Source organism: Croceivirga lutea (assembly GCF_014235875.1).
GTDB lineage: Bacteria > Bacteroidota > Bacteroidia > Flavobacteriales > Flavobacteriaceae > Croceivirga > Croceivirga lutea.
The window spans coordinates 141,559-161,198 of record NZ_JACJUK010000001.1 but is presented as its reverse complement, the minus strand read 5'-3'; the positions used below and the strand labels follow the sequence as shown (position 1 = coordinate 161,198).

Annotated in this window: 19 protein-coding genes; 5 read left to right on the top strand and 14 right to left on the bottom strand. The window is 33.9% G+C overall.

The annotated features are described in order from the left end of the window. Nucleotides 1-2 precede the first annotated feature (2 nt). A complete protein-coding gene (locus H5V42_RS00770) occupies nt 3-1,322 on the bottom strand; it encodes a GntP family permease (protein ID WP_185781207.1) in 1,320 nt (439 codons plus the stop codon). A gap of 59 nt (nt 1,323-1,381) precedes the next feature. Between H5V42_RS00770 and H5V42_RS00765 the strand changes: the two genes are divergently transcribed. Continuing rightward, the gene (locus H5V42_RS00765) at nt 1,382-1,615 is read left to right on the top strand and encodes a DUF6095 family protein (RefSeq protein ID WP_185781206.1); all 234 of its coding nucleotides are present in this window, start codon (nt 1,382-1,384) and stop codon (nt 1,613-1,615) included. Nucleotides 1,616-1,617: 2 nt separating this feature from the next. On the opposite strand, the gene H5V42_RS00760 is transcribed toward H5V42_RS00765, so the two are convergent. After that, complete coding sequence (locus H5V42_RS00760; protein ID WP_185781205.1) at nt 1,618-2,313, bottom strand: DUF4294 domain-containing protein; 696 nt, start codon at nt 2,311-2,313, stop codon at nt 1,618-1,620. 102 nt (nt 2,314-2,415) lie between these two features. Between H5V42_RS00760 and H5V42_RS00755 the strand changes: the two genes are divergently transcribed. Further along, on the top strand, nt 2,416-3,504 hold the full coding sequence (locus H5V42_RS00755) for a M42 family metallopeptidase (RefSeq protein WP_185781204.1): 1,089 nt from the start codon (nt 2,416-2,418) through the stop codon (nt 3,502-3,504). Continuing rightward, nucleotides 3,497-4,057 carry an NUDIX hydrolase gene (locus tag H5V42_RS00750; protein WP_229665650.1) on the top strand — a complete coding sequence of 187 codons (561 nt, stop codon included), beginning with the start codon at nt 3,497-3,499 and terminating at the stop codon, nt 4,055-4,057. Before H5V42_RS00755 ends, H5V42_RS00750 begins: the two co-directional genes overlap by 8 nt. Here the strand turns inward: H5V42_RS00750 and hisS are convergent. The 6 genes from hisS to rpsF form a co-directional block, all read right to left on the bottom strand. After that, nucleotides 4,049-5,425 carry a histidine--tRNA ligase gene (hisS, locus tag H5V42_RS00745; RefSeq protein WP_185781203.1) on the bottom strand — a complete coding sequence of 459 codons (1,377 nt, stop codon included), beginning with the start codon at nt 5,423-5,425 and terminating at the stop codon, nt 4,049-4,051. The genes H5V42_RS00750 and hisS overlap by 9 nt on opposite strands. 56 nt (nt 5,426-5,481) lie before the next feature. Further along, nucleotides 5,482-5,952 carry a DUF6495 family protein gene (locus H5V42_RS00740; RefSeq protein ID WP_185781202.1) on the bottom strand — a complete coding sequence of 157 codons (471 nt, stop codon included), beginning with the start codon at nt 5,950-5,952 and terminating at the stop codon, nt 5,482-5,484. A 95-nt stretch (nt 5,953-6,047) separates the two neighbouring features. Then, the gene (locus tag H5V42_RS00735; protein ID WP_185781201.1) at nt 6,048-9,281 is read right to left on the bottom strand and encodes a TonB-dependent receptor; all 3,234 of its coding nucleotides are present in this window, start codon (nt 9,279-9,281) and stop codon (nt 6,048-6,050) included. 103 nt (nt 9,282-9,384) lie between these two features. Continuing rightward, the gene (gene rplI / locus H5V42_RS00730; protein WP_185781200.1) at nt 9,385-9,837 is read right to left on the bottom strand and encodes a 50S ribosomal protein L9; all 453 of its coding nucleotides are present in this window, start codon (nt 9,835-9,837) and stop codon (nt 9,385-9,387) included. A gap of 15 nt (nt 9,838-9,852) precedes the next feature. Continuing rightward, the gene (rpsR, locus tag H5V42_RS00725) at nt 9,853-10,149 is read right to left on the bottom strand and encodes a 30S ribosomal protein S18 (protein WP_185781199.1); all 297 of its coding nucleotides are present in this window, start codon (nt 10,147-10,149) and stop codon (nt 9,853-9,855) included. A 1-nt stretch (nt 10,150) separates the two neighbouring features. Next, nucleotides 10,151-10,492, bottom strand: a complete 342-nt coding sequence (rpsF, locus tag H5V42_RS00720; RefSeq protein ID WP_185781198.1) for a 30S ribosomal protein S6 — start codon at nt 10,490-10,492, stop codon at nt 10,151-10,153. A 233-nt stretch (nt 10,493-10,725) separates the two neighbouring features. On the opposite strand from rpsF, the gene H5V42_RS00715 reads away from it, so the two are divergent. Further along, nucleotides 10,726-11,418: a LytR/AlgR family response regulator transcription factor gene (locus tag H5V42_RS00715; RefSeq protein ID WP_185781197.1), complete on the top strand. Its 693-nt coding sequence runs from the start codon at nt 10,726-10,728 to the stop codon at nt 11,416-11,418. Here the strand turns inward: H5V42_RS00715 and priA are convergent. From priA to nadC, 4 genes are read right to left on the bottom strand one after another with little or no spacing between them, the layout of a single operon-like run. Then, complete coding sequence (gene priA / locus H5V42_RS00710) at nt 11,415-13,871, bottom strand: replication restart helicase PriA (protein ID WP_185781196.1); 2,457 nt, start codon at nt 13,869-13,871, stop codon at nt 11,415-11,417. The two genes, H5V42_RS00715 and priA, sit on opposite strands and share 4 nt — an antisense overlap. A gap of 3 nt (nt 13,872-13,874) precedes the next feature. Continuing rightward, entirely contained in the window at nt 13,875-14,309 is a 435-nt protein-coding gene (locus H5V42_RS00705) for a DUF2147 domain-containing protein (protein WP_185781195.1), read from the bottom strand. After that, nucleotides 14,296-15,279: a YihY/virulence factor BrkB family protein gene (locus H5V42_RS00700; RefSeq protein ID WP_185781194.1), complete on the bottom strand. Its 984-nt coding sequence runs from the start codon at nt 15,277-15,279 to the stop codon at nt 14,296-14,298. Before H5V42_RS00700 ends, H5V42_RS00705 begins: the two co-directional genes overlap by 14 nt. Further along, entirely contained in the window at nt 15,279-16,136 is an 858-nt protein-coding gene (gene nadC, locus H5V42_RS00695) for a carboxylating nicotinate-nucleotide diphosphorylase (RefSeq protein WP_185781193.1), read from the bottom strand. Before nadC ends, H5V42_RS00700 begins: the two co-directional genes overlap by 1 nt. A gap of 66 nt (nt 16,137-16,202) precedes the next feature. Here nadC and rlmH point away from each other — a divergent pair, with 66 nt between their 5' ends. Next, nucleotides 16,203-16,676 carry a 23S rRNA (pseudouridine(1915)-N(3))-methyltransferase RlmH gene (rlmH, locus tag H5V42_RS00690; RefSeq protein ID WP_185781192.1) on the top strand — a complete coding sequence of 158 codons (474 nt, stop codon included), beginning with the start codon at nt 16,203-16,205 and terminating at the stop codon, nt 16,674-16,676. On the opposite strand, the gene H5V42_RS00685 is transcribed toward rlmH, so the two are convergent. After that, nucleotides 16,612-17,565 carry a type IV pili methyl-accepting chemotaxis transducer N-terminal domain-containing protein gene (locus H5V42_RS00685; RefSeq protein WP_185781191.1) on the bottom strand — a complete coding sequence of 318 codons (954 nt, stop codon included), beginning with the start codon at nt 17,563-17,565 and terminating at the stop codon, nt 16,612-16,614. The genes rlmH and H5V42_RS00685 overlap by 65 nt on opposite strands. A gap of 109 nt (nt 17,566-17,674) precedes the next feature. Beyond that, nucleotides 17,675-19,567: a phosphoglycerate dehydrogenase gene (gene serA, locus H5V42_RS00680; RefSeq protein ID WP_185781190.1), complete on the bottom strand. Its 1,893-nt coding sequence runs from the start codon at nt 19,565-19,567 to the stop codon at nt 17,675-17,677. Nucleotides 19,568-19,640: the final 73 nt, after the last annotated feature.

The window sequence follows — 19,640 nt, the reverse complement described above, 5'->3', positions numbered from 1 at the left end:
GGTTATACCACTAAGTGCAGCAATAGAATAATAATTATTCCTGTTATACCTTGAATCAAGGTAGCCAAAGTGTGCCCTTTTAATGCGTTTTTAAGATGTAATCCAGAAAACTGAGAAACCACCCAAAAATAACTGTCATTTACATGAGAGACTGTCATTGCGCCAGCACCAATTGCCAATACAGCTAAAGCCTTTTGATTAATTTCTTCTAATCCAAAAACACCAAGTAACGGAGCTATAATTGCAGATGTAGTTATTATAGCAACAGTTGATGAACCTTGAGCAGTTTTTAGTATTGCCGCAATTACAAAACAAACTAATAATCCACCAAAACCAGTTGCTGAAGAAAGGTTTAAGGCTGAGGCAAAATCAAAACTTCGAATAACTTGTCCAAAAGCTCCGCCCGCTCCTGTAATTAATATGATTAAACCCGCTTGTTTGAGTGCATCCACCATCCACGGTTCTTTGTTCTCTTTACTAGTTCTAGCAGCAAAAAAGGCAAAAAATACTCCAATTAATAAAGCAATAACCGGACTACCTATAAACGCAATAATTTTAAATAAAACTGCTTCCCCTAAAGGCTTTGAAGGATAATCAGCAAATGACTTTAACGCAATTAAGACCACTGGAATTACTATTGGAAGAAACGCTTGTAGAACGGAAACTTTTGGAGCAATAACTTCTATAGTTGCTTTATTTTCTTCTTCTTTTAAATCAGATGTGATTTTTTTGCTTACCAATTTTGCCCAAAAATAGCCTGCTACAGACACAGGTAAAGCTACAACTAAGCCTAAAATTAGAACCATACCTAAATCCGCTCCCAAGATAGAAGCCGCTGCCAAAGGCCCAGGTGTTGGTGGTACAAAAACATGTGCGGAATATAATCCGGTTGCTAGCGCTATCGCAAAAAGTAAATATGGAGCTCCTGTCTTTTTTGAAAGTGCTTTGTTTAGAGATGAAAGTATTACAAAGCCAGAATCACAATAGACAGGTATTGAAATTACAAAACCCGCTAAATTCAAGGCTAAAGCAGAACGATTTAAACCAATTAGCTTCAAAATACTATCTGCCATTACCTTGGTACCTCCAGTTTTTTCCAAATAAATTCCAATGATTGTTCCAAAAGCAATCACTAATCCTATTCCAGAAAGTGTACTACCAAATCCACTTGTAATTGCTTCGGTAATCTCAAGAGGTTGTAACCCTAAACCAAATCCTGAAAAAATTGCAGCTAAAATCAATGAAATTACAGGATGCACTTTAAATTTGATGGTGGCTAATACTATAAAAATTACCACCAGAATAAGGACTATAAACTCCATCAAAATAAAATTAAATCGAATAAACCTAAATATAGGCCTTTCTGCTTATTTTACAGCTTATGAAGAGAACAGATAAAGAGTTATTGGCAAAAGGAATTAAATCGTTTCTAATAACAGCCTTGGTTATGTTTACAGCCCCAACTGTATTATATCAGGCATTTAAAAATCAGGATAATATACTTTTTTGGCCAGTGCTAGTTCTAGGAATTCTATTAGCAATATATGCGATATATCTTGGATTTAAATCTGTAAATCTGGTAATGGAAGCCGTGTTCGGAAAAAAGAATAAGTGAGTTTAATTTTTTGGTGGACGTTTCCATTTATTGCTTAAGGAAGCATAATCGTAATCTAAAACCGATTTTTGACGGTCTAGTTTTTCAGCAGCAAAAGCACGCTGTAAGATATCTTCTATCAAATAATCTTCATGCTCTTGTAGAGGGTTAAATTCTGTATCTAGTTTTATTTTAAATGCACGTGCAGTAGCACTATACCAAAATGCGCGCCAGCCACTCCGTAATTCTTTAATTAAATCGTAGGCTGTAGTACCAGTTTGTCTATGAATTAATTTAACTAGAATTTGACCTTCTGTTCTGGTAAGTTTTTTTAATTCCTCGGCGAACTCACCTTCTATATATTTCTCAACTTTTTTGGTATATCTTTTCTGATGTCTTCGCTTTTTAATCTTGGTTAAACTATCATTTAATTCCACTAATCTTTCAGCAGCAAGTTTTGCGTATGGATATACTTTAAGCGTTTTTCTTCGGAGAATATAATAACGTAAGCGTTCCTTTTTATCGGTAAATTCTAGCTTACCAAAAATGTATACTTCATCTAAATCAATAGCATTTCTTAAAATGGAATCTCCTTCTAGTCGAACATAATACTGGTAGATAGAATCGTATTCGCGCTGGTAAATAGTATCGTTATCCTCTACTTGCGCGGCTAATCCTAGACAGGTAAAGGATAAAAGCAACAAGAAAATCTTTCGCATACAGTTTTTCATAGCTAATGAGTAACAAAAGTAACGATAACCTTAAGCGAATGTTATTAAATAAGTGTGAATATTACTAAGTTTGGTAGCTAAAATTAAATTATGGCTACAGATAAAATTATTACAAAAAAGTCACTAGAGTTTTTTGAAAAATACTTAAATAATGCTTCACCTACTGGATACGAATGGGAAGGCCAAAAAATTTGGATGGAGTATTTAAAACCTTACGTAGACGAATTTATTACAGATACTTACGGTACTGCCGTAGCGGTTATTAATCCAGAGGCTGAATATAAAGTTGTTATAGAAGGCCACTCTGATGAAATTTCTTGGTATGTTAATTATATTACGGATAACGGGCTAATTTATGTGATTAGAAATGGTGGTAGTGACCATCAAATTGCTCCTTCTAAATGGGTTAATATTCACACTAAAAACGGTATTGTAAAAGGTGTTTTTGGTTGGCCAGCAATACATACTAGAAAAGACGGCAAAGAACAAGCTCCGAAACTAGATAATATATTTATTGATATAGGTGCTAAAGACAAAGAAGAGGTAGAAAAAATGGGGGTTCATGTAGGTTGTGTTATTACATACCCTGATGAATTCCACGTTCTTAACAAAGATAAATTTGTTTGTAGAGCTCTAGATAATAGAGCTGGCGGCTTTATGATTGCTGAAGTAGCAAGATTGTTACATGAAAATGGAAAAAAATTACCGTTTGGCTTGTACATCACCAATTCTGTTCAGGAAGAAATTGGACTACGTGGGGCAGAAATGATTACGCAACGAATTCAACCTAATGTAGCCATAGTAACTGATGTTACCCATGATACAACAACTCCTATGATTGAGAAAAAAACACAAGGAGAATGTGAGATTGGTAAAGGTCCTGTTATTGCGTATGCACCTGCTGTGCAACAAAAGTTACGAGACCTAATTTTAGACACCGCGACAGAGAAAAAGATACCTTTTCAACGTGCAGCAAATTCTAGGTATACTGGTACAGATACAGACGCCTTTGCTTATAGTAACGGTGGAGTAGCCTCCGCATTAATATCTTTACCGTTACGATATATGCACACTACAGTTGAAACCGTTCATAAAAAAGACGTTGAAAATGTAATTAGACTTATCTACGAAACATTATTAAATATTAAAGCTGGAGATACGTTCAGTTATTTTGATTAATAATTTGGAGGAATACGTAGATATTTTAGACAGTTATGGGGCGTATACAGGAAAAAAAGCCCTAAAAAAAGAAGCACATAAACATGGATGGTATCACCCTACTGTCCATGTTTGGTTTTTTACTGCAGACCGATTCTTATTAATACAAAAAAGGGCTGCTAGCAAAAAAACATTTCCTTCGTTGTGGGATGTTTCTGTAGCTGGCCATGTTTCCGCAGGTGAAAGTATTGCGAAGGCAGCACTCAGAGAAGTAGAAGAAGAAATTGGTTTAAAAATTACTGTAAATGATTTACAGTTTGTAGCAGTTTTTCAATCTATAAATCATCATCCTAACCACATTATTGATGCTGAATTTAATCATTGTTTTGTAGTCGAATTAAAAACATCTTTACAAAATCTTTCAAAACAAGATGAAGAAGTCGATGAACTTAAACTAATAAATATCAATAATTTAGAGTATAAAATAAGAACTAAAACTTTGATCGATTTTGTGAAAATCGAAGATGCGTATTGGTTTGCCTTATTTGATAAAATCGACGCTTTATTAAAATAATTCTAAAATAGCTTCAGGCTGTTCTAGTGAAAATTCTTTCTGTTCTCCAGACGTCATATTTTTAACAACAAAACTTCTATTTTCTAATTCCGAAGCACCTAATAAGATTGTAAAGGGCACATTACGTTTATCTGCGTATTTAAACTGCTTTGGTATTTTAGTGTTTGTAGGGTACAAATCTGCTCTAATGCCTAGCTTACGCAACTCCATAATCAAGGCTATAGCGGCTCTCCCCTCTTCTTTTCCAAAATTCAAACATAAAACATCAAGACTTTGCGCTATATTCTTTGGAAATAAATCGAGTTCTTCTAAAACCAAATAAATACGATCTAGACCAAAAGAAATTCCAACACCACTAACATCTTTTAACCCAAAAATACCCGTAAGATCATCATATCTACCTCCGCCACCTATAGAACCCATTTTTACACCTTCTGGAGCTGCTACCTCAAATATTGCCCCCGTATAATAATTTAATCCTCTAGCCAGGGTAACATCTATCTCTAATTGAGTAGTTTGTAAACCTAAGGTATTGGTTACAGACACTATCTCATGCAACTCTGCAACGCCTTGCATTCCTATCTCAGAATGAACTAACAAGTCTTTTAATTGTTCTAATTGCTCAAATGAATTGCCCTTCATAGTAAATAAAGGAGATGCTTTTTCTATTGCATTTGCTGAAATGCCTTTACTTACCATCTCTTCTTTTACTTTTACCTCTCCTATTTTGTCTAATTTATCTAGCGCAACGGTAAAATCTATCAATAAATCAGAGGCGCCAATAACTTCTGCAATACCTGATAACACTTTACGGTTATTTAGTTTAATGGTGCAGTTCTTTAATCCTAACTCAGTAAAAACAGCATCATATAACTGCACAAATTCTACTTCTTGTAAAAGCGAATTAGCTCCAACCACATCAGCATCACATTGATAAAATTCTCTAAATCTACCTTTTTGAGGTCTATCTGCCCTCCATACGGGTTGAATTTGATAGCGTTTAAAAGGAAAATCTATCTCATTTTGATGCATTACAACGTAACGAGCAAAAGGAACTGTTAAATCGTATTTTAAAGCCTTTTCAGAAATTTTAGGAGCTAATGAATTGGAATTTTTTGAACTATAAGTAACATCATCTACTTTAGAAATAAAGTCTCCAGAGTTTAATATTTTAAAAATTAGGCGGTCTCCTTCTTCACCGTACTTACCTAGTAAGGTATCAGAATTTTCAAAACTAGGCGTTTCAATAGGTTGAAAACCAAAAGATTTAAAATGCTTTTTTATGCTATTGATGATATAATTTCGTTTTTCAACTTCTGCCGGTGAAAAATCTCTTGTGCCTTTAGGTATTGAAGGTTTTTGAGCCATAATTTTTATTAAGGTGCAAATATACTGGGTTTAACTACCATGGTCAATAGCGCTATCTAGCTTATAATTTGGTCGAACCATTGGTACAACTCTCCTTTGGTAATTACTGCACCTTGTTCAATAAGCTTGAACTTATCTAAATTTTTATCTTCTGTATAGGCTTTAGATGCTGTTAGATATTCCACAAAATCTGATTGCCAATTTTTTTTGAACCATCCAAATCCCTCTTTTGTTCTAAGATCTATTTCTGGGTTCATTACTTTAACTGATAATAATTTCATTTCCTTATCTGTAAGCTCAAACAAGTGCATGTGATGTTCAGAAATATTCTCTAGATAAGAAACTTTTGAAAGCACACCCTCCCAAATTAAATCACTAAACACATCCATTTCTTGCTCTGCAACTTCTGGCTTTTCTTTTTTAAGCTTTTGCCACTCCTCCCCTGTAATAGATTGGGTTGCTAAAAAATTAATAAACTCTTTATGTAATGCTTCAAATTGCTCCTTAGATAATCTTCTATATTTCATTTTTATATATCTCTTGATAAAATGAACTACTATTTTTTTACAAAAATAAAGCCCCAACGGTTAAGTTAGGGCTAAATAAAAACACTTAAAATGAATTAGTCTAAGATATAGCGTACACCAATTTGTGCTCTCCAACGAGATAACGCACTGGTACTAGCTGTAAAGGTTGATGTATTTGAACTATCAAAGCTATAAATTGGTGCTTGAGAATAGTCTGGCACGTAATTATTAGGGTCAGGGTCAGCATCTTGAAAAGAAATACCAAGTACCTGATTGAAAGTTGGCACCTCTACAATACCCCAATCGGAACTAATTAGGTTACCTACATTAAGTACATCTAAACTTAATTGTAGTTTATTTTTATCGTTGATTTTAATGTCTTGTAGCACTTTTAAATCCCAACGGCCTCTCCAAGGTGCTAAAGCAGCATAGCGTTCTGCATAGCTACCACGATTATCACTTAAATAATCATCTTGTTGAATAAATTGTTCAAAAGCTTCAGCTTGGCCTGCTCCGCTAAATGTCATTTGACTTACTTCACTTGAGGTTGGTATGTATAGTAAATCATTAATACTAGAACCATCATTATTAGCGTCACCACCATAAACATAATTATATCGACCTCCTTGAGCGTATTCAAAGAATGTAGAAACGGTAGTACCAGTATTAAACTGCTTTGAGATTACACCAATAAAACGATGTGTATCTCCATATCTTGAATACGATAAAACATCTTGGTTGGCGTTACCTACTACTGCGTTGGCCACAAATGCATCACCCGTAATTTCTGCTTCAATTGAGTTTACTTCTTTTGAATTTAAATAGTTATACGCTAATTGAGCATATAATCCACTCTCCCAGTTTTTCTGTGCTTTGAATGATGCATTAAATATTCTTCCTTCGTCAGAATTTGTAAATACATATGCATTAGTAGGACCTCCAAATAATTGTGACTTATCACTATTTTGGTATACAGCTCTGGTGTCTCCAGGCGCAGCTAAGTTGCTAGTTGGTGTGTTTAGACCCCAGTTTTGAACGTGAGCAGCATTTAGGTCTTTGGTATACGATAAGTCTGTAGTTAAAACCAAACCATTGTCAAATGCTTTATCTAGGCCAATATTAGTTCTCCAAACTTGAGGAAACTTAAAGTCTGGGTCAACTGCTTGGTAAAAGAAAAAGTCTGTTCCTTGAACTTGGTTACCTAACCATACAAATGGAAAGCGGCCAGTAAATAATCCTGATCCTCCGCGAACTTGTAAACTTTGGTCTCCATTAACATCCCAGTTAAAACCTACTCTTGGTGATACTAAGAAGTCGTTATTAGGTAATTGTTCTGAATCTAATAAAGTTTCATTTCCTGTTTCTGGATCAAAGTAAATTATATCAGGGGCATATGTACCACCTTCTGCTAGGCTACCCCCTTTTCTTTCGATGTTTTCGCGTACTTTATCCCCTGTATCAAAATATAAAGGTTTATCAAAACGAACACCATAGGTTAGTTTAAAATTATCTGTTACATTCCATTCATCTTGTGCATAAAATGCTAACTGACCTACATTAGTTTCAGCTAACGCCCATCCGCCAGGAGTACCATCTTCAAACTGATTGTTATTATTTGCAATTGCGATAGCGTTATTAAATTGATTTTGATAAAAAGCTACTAGTGCAGCTTCGCCTGCAGCATCTAAATTTCTAAAATCGTTGATTGTACCTGATGGAAAAAATGTTCCCTGTGCGCCATAAGCCCCTAAATTAAAGGAGTTATCAAACTGAAACTTTTCATAAGAGAAACCAACTGTATAAGTATGATTACCCACAAAAAAGTTTAAGTTGTTTGTAATTTGAAATACTTTTTGGTCTAATCTATTGTTTACTGAAAAAGGTTCGTGACCTGCAATAATGTAGTTTGATGAACCCGTTTCATCTAAAATAGTAATTGATGGTGCTGGGGTTGATAATGCATCTCTAAAATCATCAAAATGCGTATACCCTACTTGAAGCTTATTTGTAGCATTATCAGCTAAAGTTGAGTTTAATTCTAACTGAATAGAATTTATGTTATTGTTAATTTCATAACCAGCATTTTGAAATTGTAAAGTTGCTGCATTCGGACCTCTGAAACCTAATGCTGATGGGTGAGCAGGCTTTTCTTTAGCCGCTCTTAAAAAGTTATAGATAACAGCCAAACGGTTTTTATCATTTATATTCCAATCTAACTTTAAAATACCTTTTGTTGATTCTTGGTCATAGTTGAAGTTTTCAAAGCTTCCAGGATTGTAAAATTCACCTCCGCCAATAGAAACTTGTCTAAGAATATTATCAACTAACTGTAAATCAGATGCAAGAACTCTAGACTCATTAATAGCCCCAGTTCCTCTGTTAGGCACAAAACCAGCAGTACCTAATTCTGTTAAATCATCTTTTTCAAAGTTGGCAAAAAAGAATAATTTGTTTTTAACAATTGGTCCGCCAACGCTAATACCATATTGCTTTTGCTCTAAACCAGTTTTAAAAACGTCTTCACCATTAATTTTACCACCTGTTAAATCATCATTTCTAAAGAAACCATATACCGTAGCGTAAAACTCATTAGTACCACTTTTGGTTACGGCATTTACAGTTGCACCTGTAAAACCAGATTGTGTAACATCGTAAGGTGCTAAAGAAACCTGAATTTGGTCTATTGCATCTAATGAAATAGGCTGAGAACTAGTTTGCCCACCTGGTGTTGGTGCGTCTAAGCCAAAAGGATTTGCAAAAAATGAACCATCTAAAGAAAAGTTATTGTACTGGTCATTTCTACCTCCAAAAGATAAACCACCATCGCCACTAGGTGAAGAAGCACTTGGCTCTAATCTAGTAAAATCACTTGCTGAACGAGAGATGGTTGGTAATCTGGTTAATTCTCTTCTACCAACATTGGTTTCTGAACCTGTTCTATCTTTACCAAAAGTACCAGACTGGTCAGAAACTAATACTACCTCCTCTAATTGTTGACTATCCAAAGTCATATTTACATTGAGGTTGTATGTTTTACCTAATGATAAATAAACACCATTTCTTGTCTCAGTTCTAAAACCAACATAAGAAATAGTTACTTCATATGGTCCTCCAACTCTTAAGTTTAATAAGTTATATCGTCCTTCTTCATTAGAAATAGCTCCGTAATTTGTGCCCGTTGGGGTATGTACTGCTACTACGTTAGCTCCTAATAAGGGTTCGCCTTGGTCATCTAAAACTGTACCGCGAATGTTAGATGTTGTTACCTGTGCTTTGGCTGAAAATGCGCCAAACATAACCAACAACACTAGTAGGTGAAATTTTTTCATAATGTGTTCGATGTTAAGAAATGTTCAATTTTCGGCAAACATAAAACAAAAAAAGAGCTATGCATGCATAGCTCTTCATAAGTTATTAACGAAAATTAACTTATTATTTTACCTCGGCAACTACTTCAAAAGGGAAATCAACAATAACCTCTCTATGAAGTCTAATTTGAGCGTTGTAAGGTCCTGTTCTTTTAACAGCTCCACCTTGAATAGAAACAAATTTTCTATCAATAGTTTCACCTGCTTTAGAAAGTGCTTCAACCAAATCTATGTTGGTAACTGAACCAAATAATTTATCACCAGCACCTGTTTTTGCAGGAATTTTAATCTCTAATTGCTTTAAGTTCTCAGCAACTTTCTGAGCTTCTTCTATTACTTGCTTCTCTTTGTGTGCGCGTTGCTTTAGATTTTCAGCTAAAACTTTTCTCGCTGAAGGAGTGGCCAATGCAGCCAAACCTTGAGGAATCAAATAATTTCTTCCATATCCAGGTTTTACAGTAACGATATCGTCTTTAAAACCTAAGTTTTGTACGTCTTTTCTTAATATAAGTTCCATCTCTTACTGTAAATTTTATTTTAACATATCTCCAACGTATGGCATAAGAGCTAAATGTCTTGCTCTCTTAATTGCCTGCGCCACCTTTCTTTGGTACTTTAAAGAGGTACCTGTTAATCTTCTTGGTAAAATTTTACCTTGTTCGTTTACCAACTTCATTAAGAAATCAGGGTCTTTATAATCTATATATTTGATACCTGATTTTTTAAAACGACAGTATTTTTCGTTTTTAGAGGTTTCAATATTTAATGGTGTTAAATATCTAATTTCTCCGTCTTTCTTAGCTTTTGCTTGTTGTTCAATAGATGCCATCTTAAAGTGCCTTTACATTTAACTTAGTTCTTCTTTTTTCTGCCCAAGCAACTGCGTGCTTATCTAGTTTAACGGTTAAGAATCTCATAACTCTCTCGTCTCTTCTAAAATCAACCTCAAAAGGCTCTATTACTTCACCTGGAGCAGTGAACTCAAATAAGTGGTAAAAACCACTTTTCTTGTGTTGAATTGGGTAAGCTAATTTTTTTAGCCCCCAGTCTTCTTTGGCTACCATCTTGGCACCATTGTTTTTTAAGAAATCTTCAAATTTCTTAACTGTCTCCTCTATCTGAGTATCAGACAGAACGGGATTCAAAATGAAAACAGTTTCGTAATGGTTCATAATATCATTAATTTTTAGGAGCGCAAAAGTAAACATTCTAAGTTACCTCCACAAGAAAAATCAATAATCTTCGTTTTTGATTTTAGAAGTTATTAACAATTAAAAATATAATCAATCCCTTATCGTGCATATCCCCACTTACACAACAGAAATTACAGTGTTTACATCTTTTGTTGCACTTAAACGTACTTTTTGTGTAATTTGCCGATGATTTAACCCCACAAATCACCATTATGAAACTTAAAAGTATTATTGTTGACGACTCATCGATGCAGCGTATGGCTGTAGCGAAGTTGGTGAACAATCATCCGAACTTAGCACTCATAGCCGAGTTTAGCAACGCAATTGAGGCCAAAAACGGCTTAAAAAACAACGACGTTGATTTAATCTTCCTAGATGTGGAGATGCCTATAATTAACGGCTTTGACTTATTAGAAGCCTTAGAAAATCCTCCTCAAGTTATTTTGATAACCGGTAAACCAGATTATGCTTTAAAAGCATTTGACTATGATGTAACCGATTATTTACATAAACCTATCACCCTTGCCCGCTTTGAAGCATCTGTAAAAAGAGCTGTAGCCAAATATGAGCAACTAAATAGAGTTGATGAAGATGAAGAACACATTTTTGTGAAAAGTAATCTTAAAAAACGTAAGGTTATTCTAAATGATATTAAATGGATTGAGGCGCTTGGGGACTACATTAAATTAGTTACGGATGAAGCTAATATTGTAATTCTTTCTACAATGAAGTCTTTTGAACAGCAGTTACCTGCTGACAAATTTTTGAGAATTCATAAGTCTTACATTGTAAACTTAGAAAAGATAGAGAAATTCAACAGTAAGAATGTTGAAGTGGGGGGAAGACAAATACCTTTAAGTAGAAATAAAAAGACAGAGCTTGCAGAAGCTTTAGCTAACGTTTAAATATGATCAACGTTATATACTAAACGTATATTTTTAAAAACACCAATGGCATCAAAAGAGTTTTGAACTTTCTTGATGCTTTTTTTTGCTTTTGAAACAGAATTTCCTGCTGGAATTTTAATAATTATATTATTTAAATAGTCTCTTTTTATTCTAGAAACAACAGGTGGCTCTGGGCCCAACACCCAACTACCAAACACAGTTCGTAAACTTTTAGCCAACCAAATTGCTCCTTCGTTTAAGCGATTGTAATCTTTAGATTTTAAGGTTATTTTTAAAATTCGAACTTTTGGCGGATACAAAAACTGTTCTCTTTCATAAAGTTGTTCATTAAACATTTCTTCAAAAGAATTTGTAGATACCTGTTGCAAAATTTTATGAAACGGATTATACGTTTGAATAAATACTTTACCTTGTTTTTCTGTTCTCCCTGCCCTACCCGCTACTTGTGTTAGTAATTGATAACTTTTCTCGTGGGCACGGTAATCTGGAAAGTTCAATAATGTATCTGCATTCATAATGCCTACCATACCCACATTTCTAAAATCTAGACCTTTGGTAATCATTTGTGTGCCTACCAAAATATCTATCTCATGGTTCTCAAAGGCTTTGATTATTTTCTGGTATCCATATTTACTCCTTGTGGTATCTAAATCCATTCGGCCTGTTTTGGCTTCTGGAAACAAATTTTGCAATTCTTGTTCAATTTGTTCAGTACCGAAACCTTGCGTTTCTAAAGTGTTGTTACCACAAGCTTTACAACTTACTCCTAATAGTTCATGATAGCCACAATAGTGGCATCTTAATTGTTTTTTATATTGATGATAGGTTAGACTTACATCGCAATTTGGACAGCGTTCTGAGTGACCGCAGGTTGTGCATTCAACAACTGGTGCAAAACCCCTTCTATTTTGAAAAAGAATTAGCTGTTCTTTTTCATTTAAAGCATTCCACATGTGTTCTAAAAGTAATTCTGAAAAATGACCTTTCATTTTCTTTTTACGGGTTGCTTCCTTAATATCAATCAACTCTATTTTTGGCATGAGCACGTTTCCGAAGCGCTCTGTCATTTTTGCAAGATGATATTTGCCGTCTTTGGCATTTTTATAACTTTCAATGCTTGGTGTTGCAGAACCTAACAAACATTGCGCTTTATGTAATTTGGCTAATACCAGTGCGGCATCTCTTGCATGATATCTAGGGGCTGGGTCAAATTGCTTAAAGGAGGACTCATGTTCTTCATCTACAATTAGTAATCCCAGATTAGAAAATGGCAAAAACAGTGAAGACCTGGCTCCTATTGTAATTTGAGCTTTTTGTTTTTGATGCAGTACGTTATTCCATACTTCAACTCTTTCATTAACCGAATATTTGGAGTGATAAACAGCAACTTTTTCTCCAAAATGTTCTTGCAACCTATTAATTAGCTGCGAGGTTAAGGCTATCTCTGGTAATAAATACAGTACCTGCTCTCCTCTATTGATAGCTTCTGCAATCAGCTCAAAATAGACCTCAGTCTTACCAGAAGAGGTTACTCCGTAAAGTAAAACGGGCTTATTAGCCTTAAAGCCTTCTTTTATTGTATTGAATGCTTGTAATTGATGCGCACTTAACTCAAATTCACGACTTTTAAAATTAATCTGATTAAAAACTACCCGGTCTGTTCTTATTTGAAGTTCTTCAAAAACATTTTTATCGATTAAAGATTTAATGATTGCGGAAGAACAGCCACTTTTTTGAACTAACTCTGAAACTTTTATAGCGTTACCTTTTCCTGCTTGTAATTGAAATAAATGTAAAACCGCTTCTCGTTGCTTAGGCGCTCTCGAAAGTTCGTCTAAAAAGTCTTGTAAGGCTTCATCAGAAGCGTATAAACTACTAAATTTAACATGGCGTATCATTTTAGGTTTGTATTCCTCATAAATACGCTCATGCACCTGAATTACGTTTTTAGCCAATAATGAATTAACGATAGGAAGCACTTGCTTTCTATCTGTAATTTGAATGATATCTTGTATACTTAGGCTATTTTGATTTTCTAGCGCTTCGTAAATTAAAAACTCGTTATCTGTAAGTTCAGATTCGTTAACAGCAATTTCACTATTCGGCATTATTATGGTTTCACTTTCTAGCAAAAACGCTTTGGGTAGGGCGGCTTTAACCACTTCACCAAAAGTGCACATATAATAATTTGCTAACCATTGCCAATGTTCAAGCTGAATAGTATTTATTAAAGGAGTTTCATCTAGAATTAATTCTATAGATTTTGCTTCGTAGGCAGTCGGCGGATTTGTATGAACTTGAATAGCTATAGCCGTATAAATCTTCTTTTTACCAAATGGAACGGCTATGCGCATTCCTGGTTTAATAAAATCTGCTTCTTCTTTTGAAATACTATATGTAAATAGTTTTTCTAACGGAATAGCTAGCGCTACATCAACAAAATATTCCATTTACTATGATGTAATTCTAATCCAAGTTTGAGTGCGATATAAAAGTGCTAGGTACCCTCTTACTTTTAAATGGTTTAAATTTTCTTTGGCTAACCAAATCTTACCTTTAAATTCTAATCCGTTTTCAGGGTCAAAGAGTTTACCCCCAGTATATTGCCCCTTATTATCTTCAACCATGTTTTTGATAACTATTAGGCCTAAAAAAGGTTTGTCTTTGTCTTCTCCTTTACATTTTACACAAACCTCATCTATTTTTTCTGGCTGAAGTACTTCAATTATTTTACCAAAGTACTTGTTGTCTTTTTCATAAATTTCAACAACCGCTTTTGGTTTTCCGGTTTTATCGTCTATTGTCTTCCATTTTCCTAAAACCGTTTGTCCAAAAGAATTGGTAATGGTGAAAATTGATACTATTAGAACTAATTTAAACATCTTCATTTTGTACTTTTTTTTTTACTCCTTTTCGCATTTGATGTAAGGTTGCATTTAATTCAAACCCTAATAATAAAATATTGGAGTTAAGCCAGATAAAAACCATGAGAATTAAAAGACCTCCTAAAGCTCCATAAAGTTCATTATAGCGCGCAAATTTATCAACATAGATACCAAACAAATAAGAGGTCAACATAAATAATAATGTTGTCATTAAAGCTCCTATAGAAAAGAATCGCACTTTTTTACCTTCTGCTGTTCCAAAATAATACAATATGGCCGTAGTAAAATAAGAAAGTACTACGTAAGATATTATGCGTGTTATTAATCCGCCTGTTTGGTCAAATTTTTCTGATTCATAACCAAAAGTCTTACCAAAATATTCACTGGTGATTTCTAAATAAAATTCAAAATATACAAAGGCAATAGCCGCTACGATTAGCAAAATAGACAAAATTAAACCCACCATTAAAGCATACGCGTATTGCTTAAAAAAATTACGTGTTAACTCAACATGATAAGAGTGTTCAAAACTGCTAAAAATAGAGTTTACTCCGTTTGCCACTAGAAATATGGATACAAGAAAAGAAGACGATAGCAATCCGCCTCTTTTTTGGTCTTTTATTTGTTGATAAACATCGCCAAAATAATCACTTGTTGCTGTAGGTAGAAACGACTCTAAAAAGGTTAGAAACTCGGTATCAAAATCTTGTATTTCTAACCTAATGTAGGGGACTAAAAACGGAATTAAGGTCAAAAGAAAAATTAGTAACGGAAATAAAGCCATAAACAAGCTAAATGCAATAGAACCAGCTCTACTAGATAACGCTCCTCTAACAATTCCCAGTATATAAATTTCTAACAAATCATATAATGAAAGACCTTCTAACCCCGGTAGTTTCACCTTGTCTAAAAAAGCAACAACTTGTTTTAAAATAGGAATCTTATCTAGTTTATGCCGAATATTTACTTCCATTAAACTGCTTTCAAGCTCAAATCCATGTTATATACAGAGTGTGTTAAAGCACCAGAGGAAATATAGTCTACACCGCATTCTGCATATTTTCTTATGGTTTCTTCGTTAATTCCACCAGATGATTCTGTTAAACATTGGTCTCCAATAAGGGCTACGGCTTTTTTGGTGTCTTCGTAGTTAAAATTGTCTAACAATATGCGATAAACCCCCTTAGCATCTAAAATTTCTTTTACCTCAATAAGGTTTCTCGCCTCTACAATAATCTTAAGGTCTTTTTGCTTTTCCTTTAAATATGTTTTGGTCTTGTTTATAGCTCTTGTTATACCCCCTGCAAAATCTATATGATTGTCTTTAAGCATTATCATATCATAAAGCGCAAATCTATGATTTTCACCACCACCTATTTTAACGGCCCATTTTTCTAATGCTCTTATGCCAGGTGTAGTTTTACGGGTATCTAGAACTTTGGTGTTTGTACCTTCTAACAATCCCATAAAATAATTTGTTTTGGTTGCAATAGCACTCATGCGTTGCATTGCATTTAAAACCAAACGTTCAGCTGTTAAAATACTTAAAGAAGAACCTTCAACATAAAATGCAATATCGCCATACTTAACATTTGAACCTTCTTCTATAAGCGTTTCTACTTTTAATTCTGGGTCTACATAGTTAAAGACCATTTTTGCAAAAGTAATACCCGCTATAATACCCTCATCTTTTACCAAAAGTTTGGCTTTACCTTGAGCGCTTTTTGGAATACAGGCTAAAGAAGAATGGTCACCGTCACCAACATCTTCTCTAATGGCGTTTGCAATAGTGAGTTGCAATTCTTTATCAAATTGTTCTTTAGAAATCATTAGAATTACTAGTTTCGACGAAATTACTAAAAATCAAATCCATCAATTCATTTCAAATACGCTAAAATGACTATTACTTTATTAGTTGTTGGTAAAACCGATGAAAACAATTTAGCCACATTAATTCAAAAATACGCTTCAAGATTACAACACTATGTAAAGTTTGTGTATACTGAATTACCAGATTTAAAAAACGCTAAAAACCTATCTGAAAACCAACAAAAAGATAAAGAAGGTATATTGATTTTAAAACATGTTGAAACAAGTGACTTTTTAGTACTTTTTGATGAGAATGGCAAACAATTTACTTCTAGAGGATTTGCTGAATTTCTTCAAAAAAAAATGAATTCTGGTCTTAAAAACTTAGTATTTGTAATTGGAGGGCCTTATGGCTTTGGAGAAAGGGTATTACAACGCGCAAACCAAAAAATAAGCTTATCTAAAATGACATTTTCTCACCAAATGGTACGCTTATTTACTGTGGAGCAGTTGTATCGGGGGTTTTCGATTTTACGGAATGAGCCTTACCATCACGATTAGTTTTTGGAGTTTTAATATGTAACTTCTCTAAAGAACGCTCTAACTTACCTATTAACACATCATGAGGCATGGGATAGTCTTCACTTTTCTCCAGCGAACCTTTCATCCTACTTTTAGCATCTGATAAGGAATCTAGTTCCTCACCAATAAATTTTACTATCTCTAATTGACGTTCAGGATTCTTTTCAATTTTTAAAACGTAGTTTAGGTCTTTAAGATTTTTTAGATGGGAATCTAAAACTTGATTCTGATGCCAAGCAATTTCTTTTAATTTTTTCTTTTGAGTTTGAATTCTTTTGATAATTGGATTAACTATAAAAAAGATTTCAAAAAGTACAATTAGTACAGAGAAAATGGCAAGTTCAACTTCTATAAGCATCATCCCTTTGATATCTGCTTCAGATTTTCGTTGAAACTGTATTACAATTTCATCCATGATATTAAAAAAACCATCTACTTGAAGGCGCAATTCATCAAAGTCTACCTCACTAACTTCATTAAAATCTCCTAAATAATCTTGAAACCAAACTACATAAGGCTTTAATCGTCTAAAATTGGCTTTTATCTCTTCTTCATCTAAGGGTTCTATTTGATAGTTTTCATTACCTTCTTGTAAGAAGGTATTCATCTGAACCAACTGACTTAAAGTAAGCTTTACTTCTGCATAATCACAGTTATGAAATCTGCAGGAGTATACTTCATTTAATAAACGTTGACTTAGGGCACGTTGCTTACCTGCCAAATTCACCACCAAGGCCGTTGAACGCTGTTGATTTAATGAATATTGAATAATGGATTGTATGGCTATCGTAAGTAGTATAATAGATACTACAAGCAGGTAATAAGCTCTAAAGCCTTTTTCAAAAAATTTTGGTTTTTTGATATTCATTAAAAAAGTAGATTTTCTGAATAAACAAAGAACGCTAGCAACTTAAAATTGTTGCTAGCGTTCTTAAATATTTTCTTACAAATATGTATACCGTTAACCTAGTTAGCCACTAATAAAGCACTCTAAACTTTATGGTATTTTCAATATTCTTTAAGGCTTGGGTTACTTCTTTATTGTAATCTTTATCAACATCAGTTATAACATACCCTACTTCAGGACTTGTAGATAAGTATTGCCCTGAAATATTTAAATCGTATTTGGCCAAACAATCGTTGATTTTAGCCATGATGCCAGGTACATTTTTATGAATATGTAAAAATCTGTGTTTGTTTTCTTGCTTTGGCAATCTGATATTTGGAAAATTTACAGCGTCAACCGTATTGCCAGAGTTAATGTAGTCCATAATTTTATTAGGTACAAAATCTGCTATATCTCTTTGCGCTTCTTGTGTACTGCCCCCAACATGTGGTGTTAGGATCACATTCTCTAATCCTTTTAGCTCAGTATAAAATTCGCCATTACTTCTAGGTTCCTCTGGATATACATCAACCGCAGCACCACCAAGTTTTTTTGATTTTAAGGCAGTAACTAATGCAGGAATGTCAACTACAAAACCTCTGGAAAGATTTATTAGCATTGCTCCATCTTTCATTTGGTTAAGCTCTCTTTCGCCAATAAAGTTTTTGTTGGCAGGGTTATCATCAATATGTAAAGTAACCACGTCAGAAATAGACAATAAGTCTTCTAGTCTACTACATTTTGTTGCATTGCCTAATGCCAGTTGGTCTGAAACATCATAATAGTAAACACGCATACCAATAGCTTCTGCCAAAACTGATAGCTGTTTACCAATATTACCATAACCAACAATACCTAAATTTTTACCTCTAACTTCACTTGAGTTTAAGGCTGTTTTAAACCATTTTCCTTCATGTATTTCTGAACTACGGGTAAAAACATTACGCATTAACATAATTATTTCTCCTATAGCCAATTCTACAACAGATCGTGTGTTACTGTATGGCGCATTAAAGACTACTACTCCTTTTTTCTGAGCTGCCTCTAATGCTATTTGGGTTGTGCCAATACAGAATGCTCCAACAGCCAATAATTTATCAGCTGCGTCTAAAACTTTTTCTGTTACTTGAGTTTTTGAACGAATTCCTAAAACGTGAATTCCTTTTATTTTTTCAATTAATTCTTCTTCTGGCAAACTGTGTTTAATAAGTTCTACAGAAAATCCTTCATTCGAAAGATTCTCTAATGCATCAGCGTGCACATTCTCAAGTAAAAGAATTTTAATTCTATTTTTTGGATAAGATATTTTTCTAGGCAAATCGTTCACAAATAAAAATTCATTAAGGTTAGGTGTAACATAGTCAGCATTAGTAGCTGCCTTTTCTCTATGTACATTTTCAGTATAGGCAAAAAATTTATCGGCTATTCCGGCTTCTCGCATTACATAATCGCTATAACCGTCTCCAATTACTTGCACTTCTCCATCTAAATCTAGATTTCGCAAACATTCAATTTTACCATTATGAGATGATAATACATTAGTTTCATCGAAACCTACAATATTACCCGCTTCATCAAATTTAAAATTATTGGCATAGACACGTTCTGCAGGAATATTGTATTCGGCAACAATAGGGTCAATAAACTCTTTAAAACCACAAGAAATCACATATATATCCTCTGCATATTCACTAAAGAAATCTTTATTTTCTTCTATGGATTTAGATATTTTTTTTCGCAACTCTGCTATTAACAAATCTAAGTCTTCCTTTTTTGCGTTGAGAAGTTTTATTCTTCGTTCTAAAGACTCTGTAAATGAAATATCGCCATCTATACCTAAATTGGTAATGTTTTGAATTTCATTTAATATCTCATGCCTTTTTGGATTGTTCTTTAGTGTCATTTCAGCCAAGACATCTAAAGCTTCTACCCTTGTTAGCGTGCTGTCAAAATCAAATACGTATTTACGACTGGTCACAACCATTTTTTCTAATTAAGTGGCTAAAGTAAAAATTAGTAGTCGCTGTTTATAGAAAAGCTTTCAATAGTAATTAACA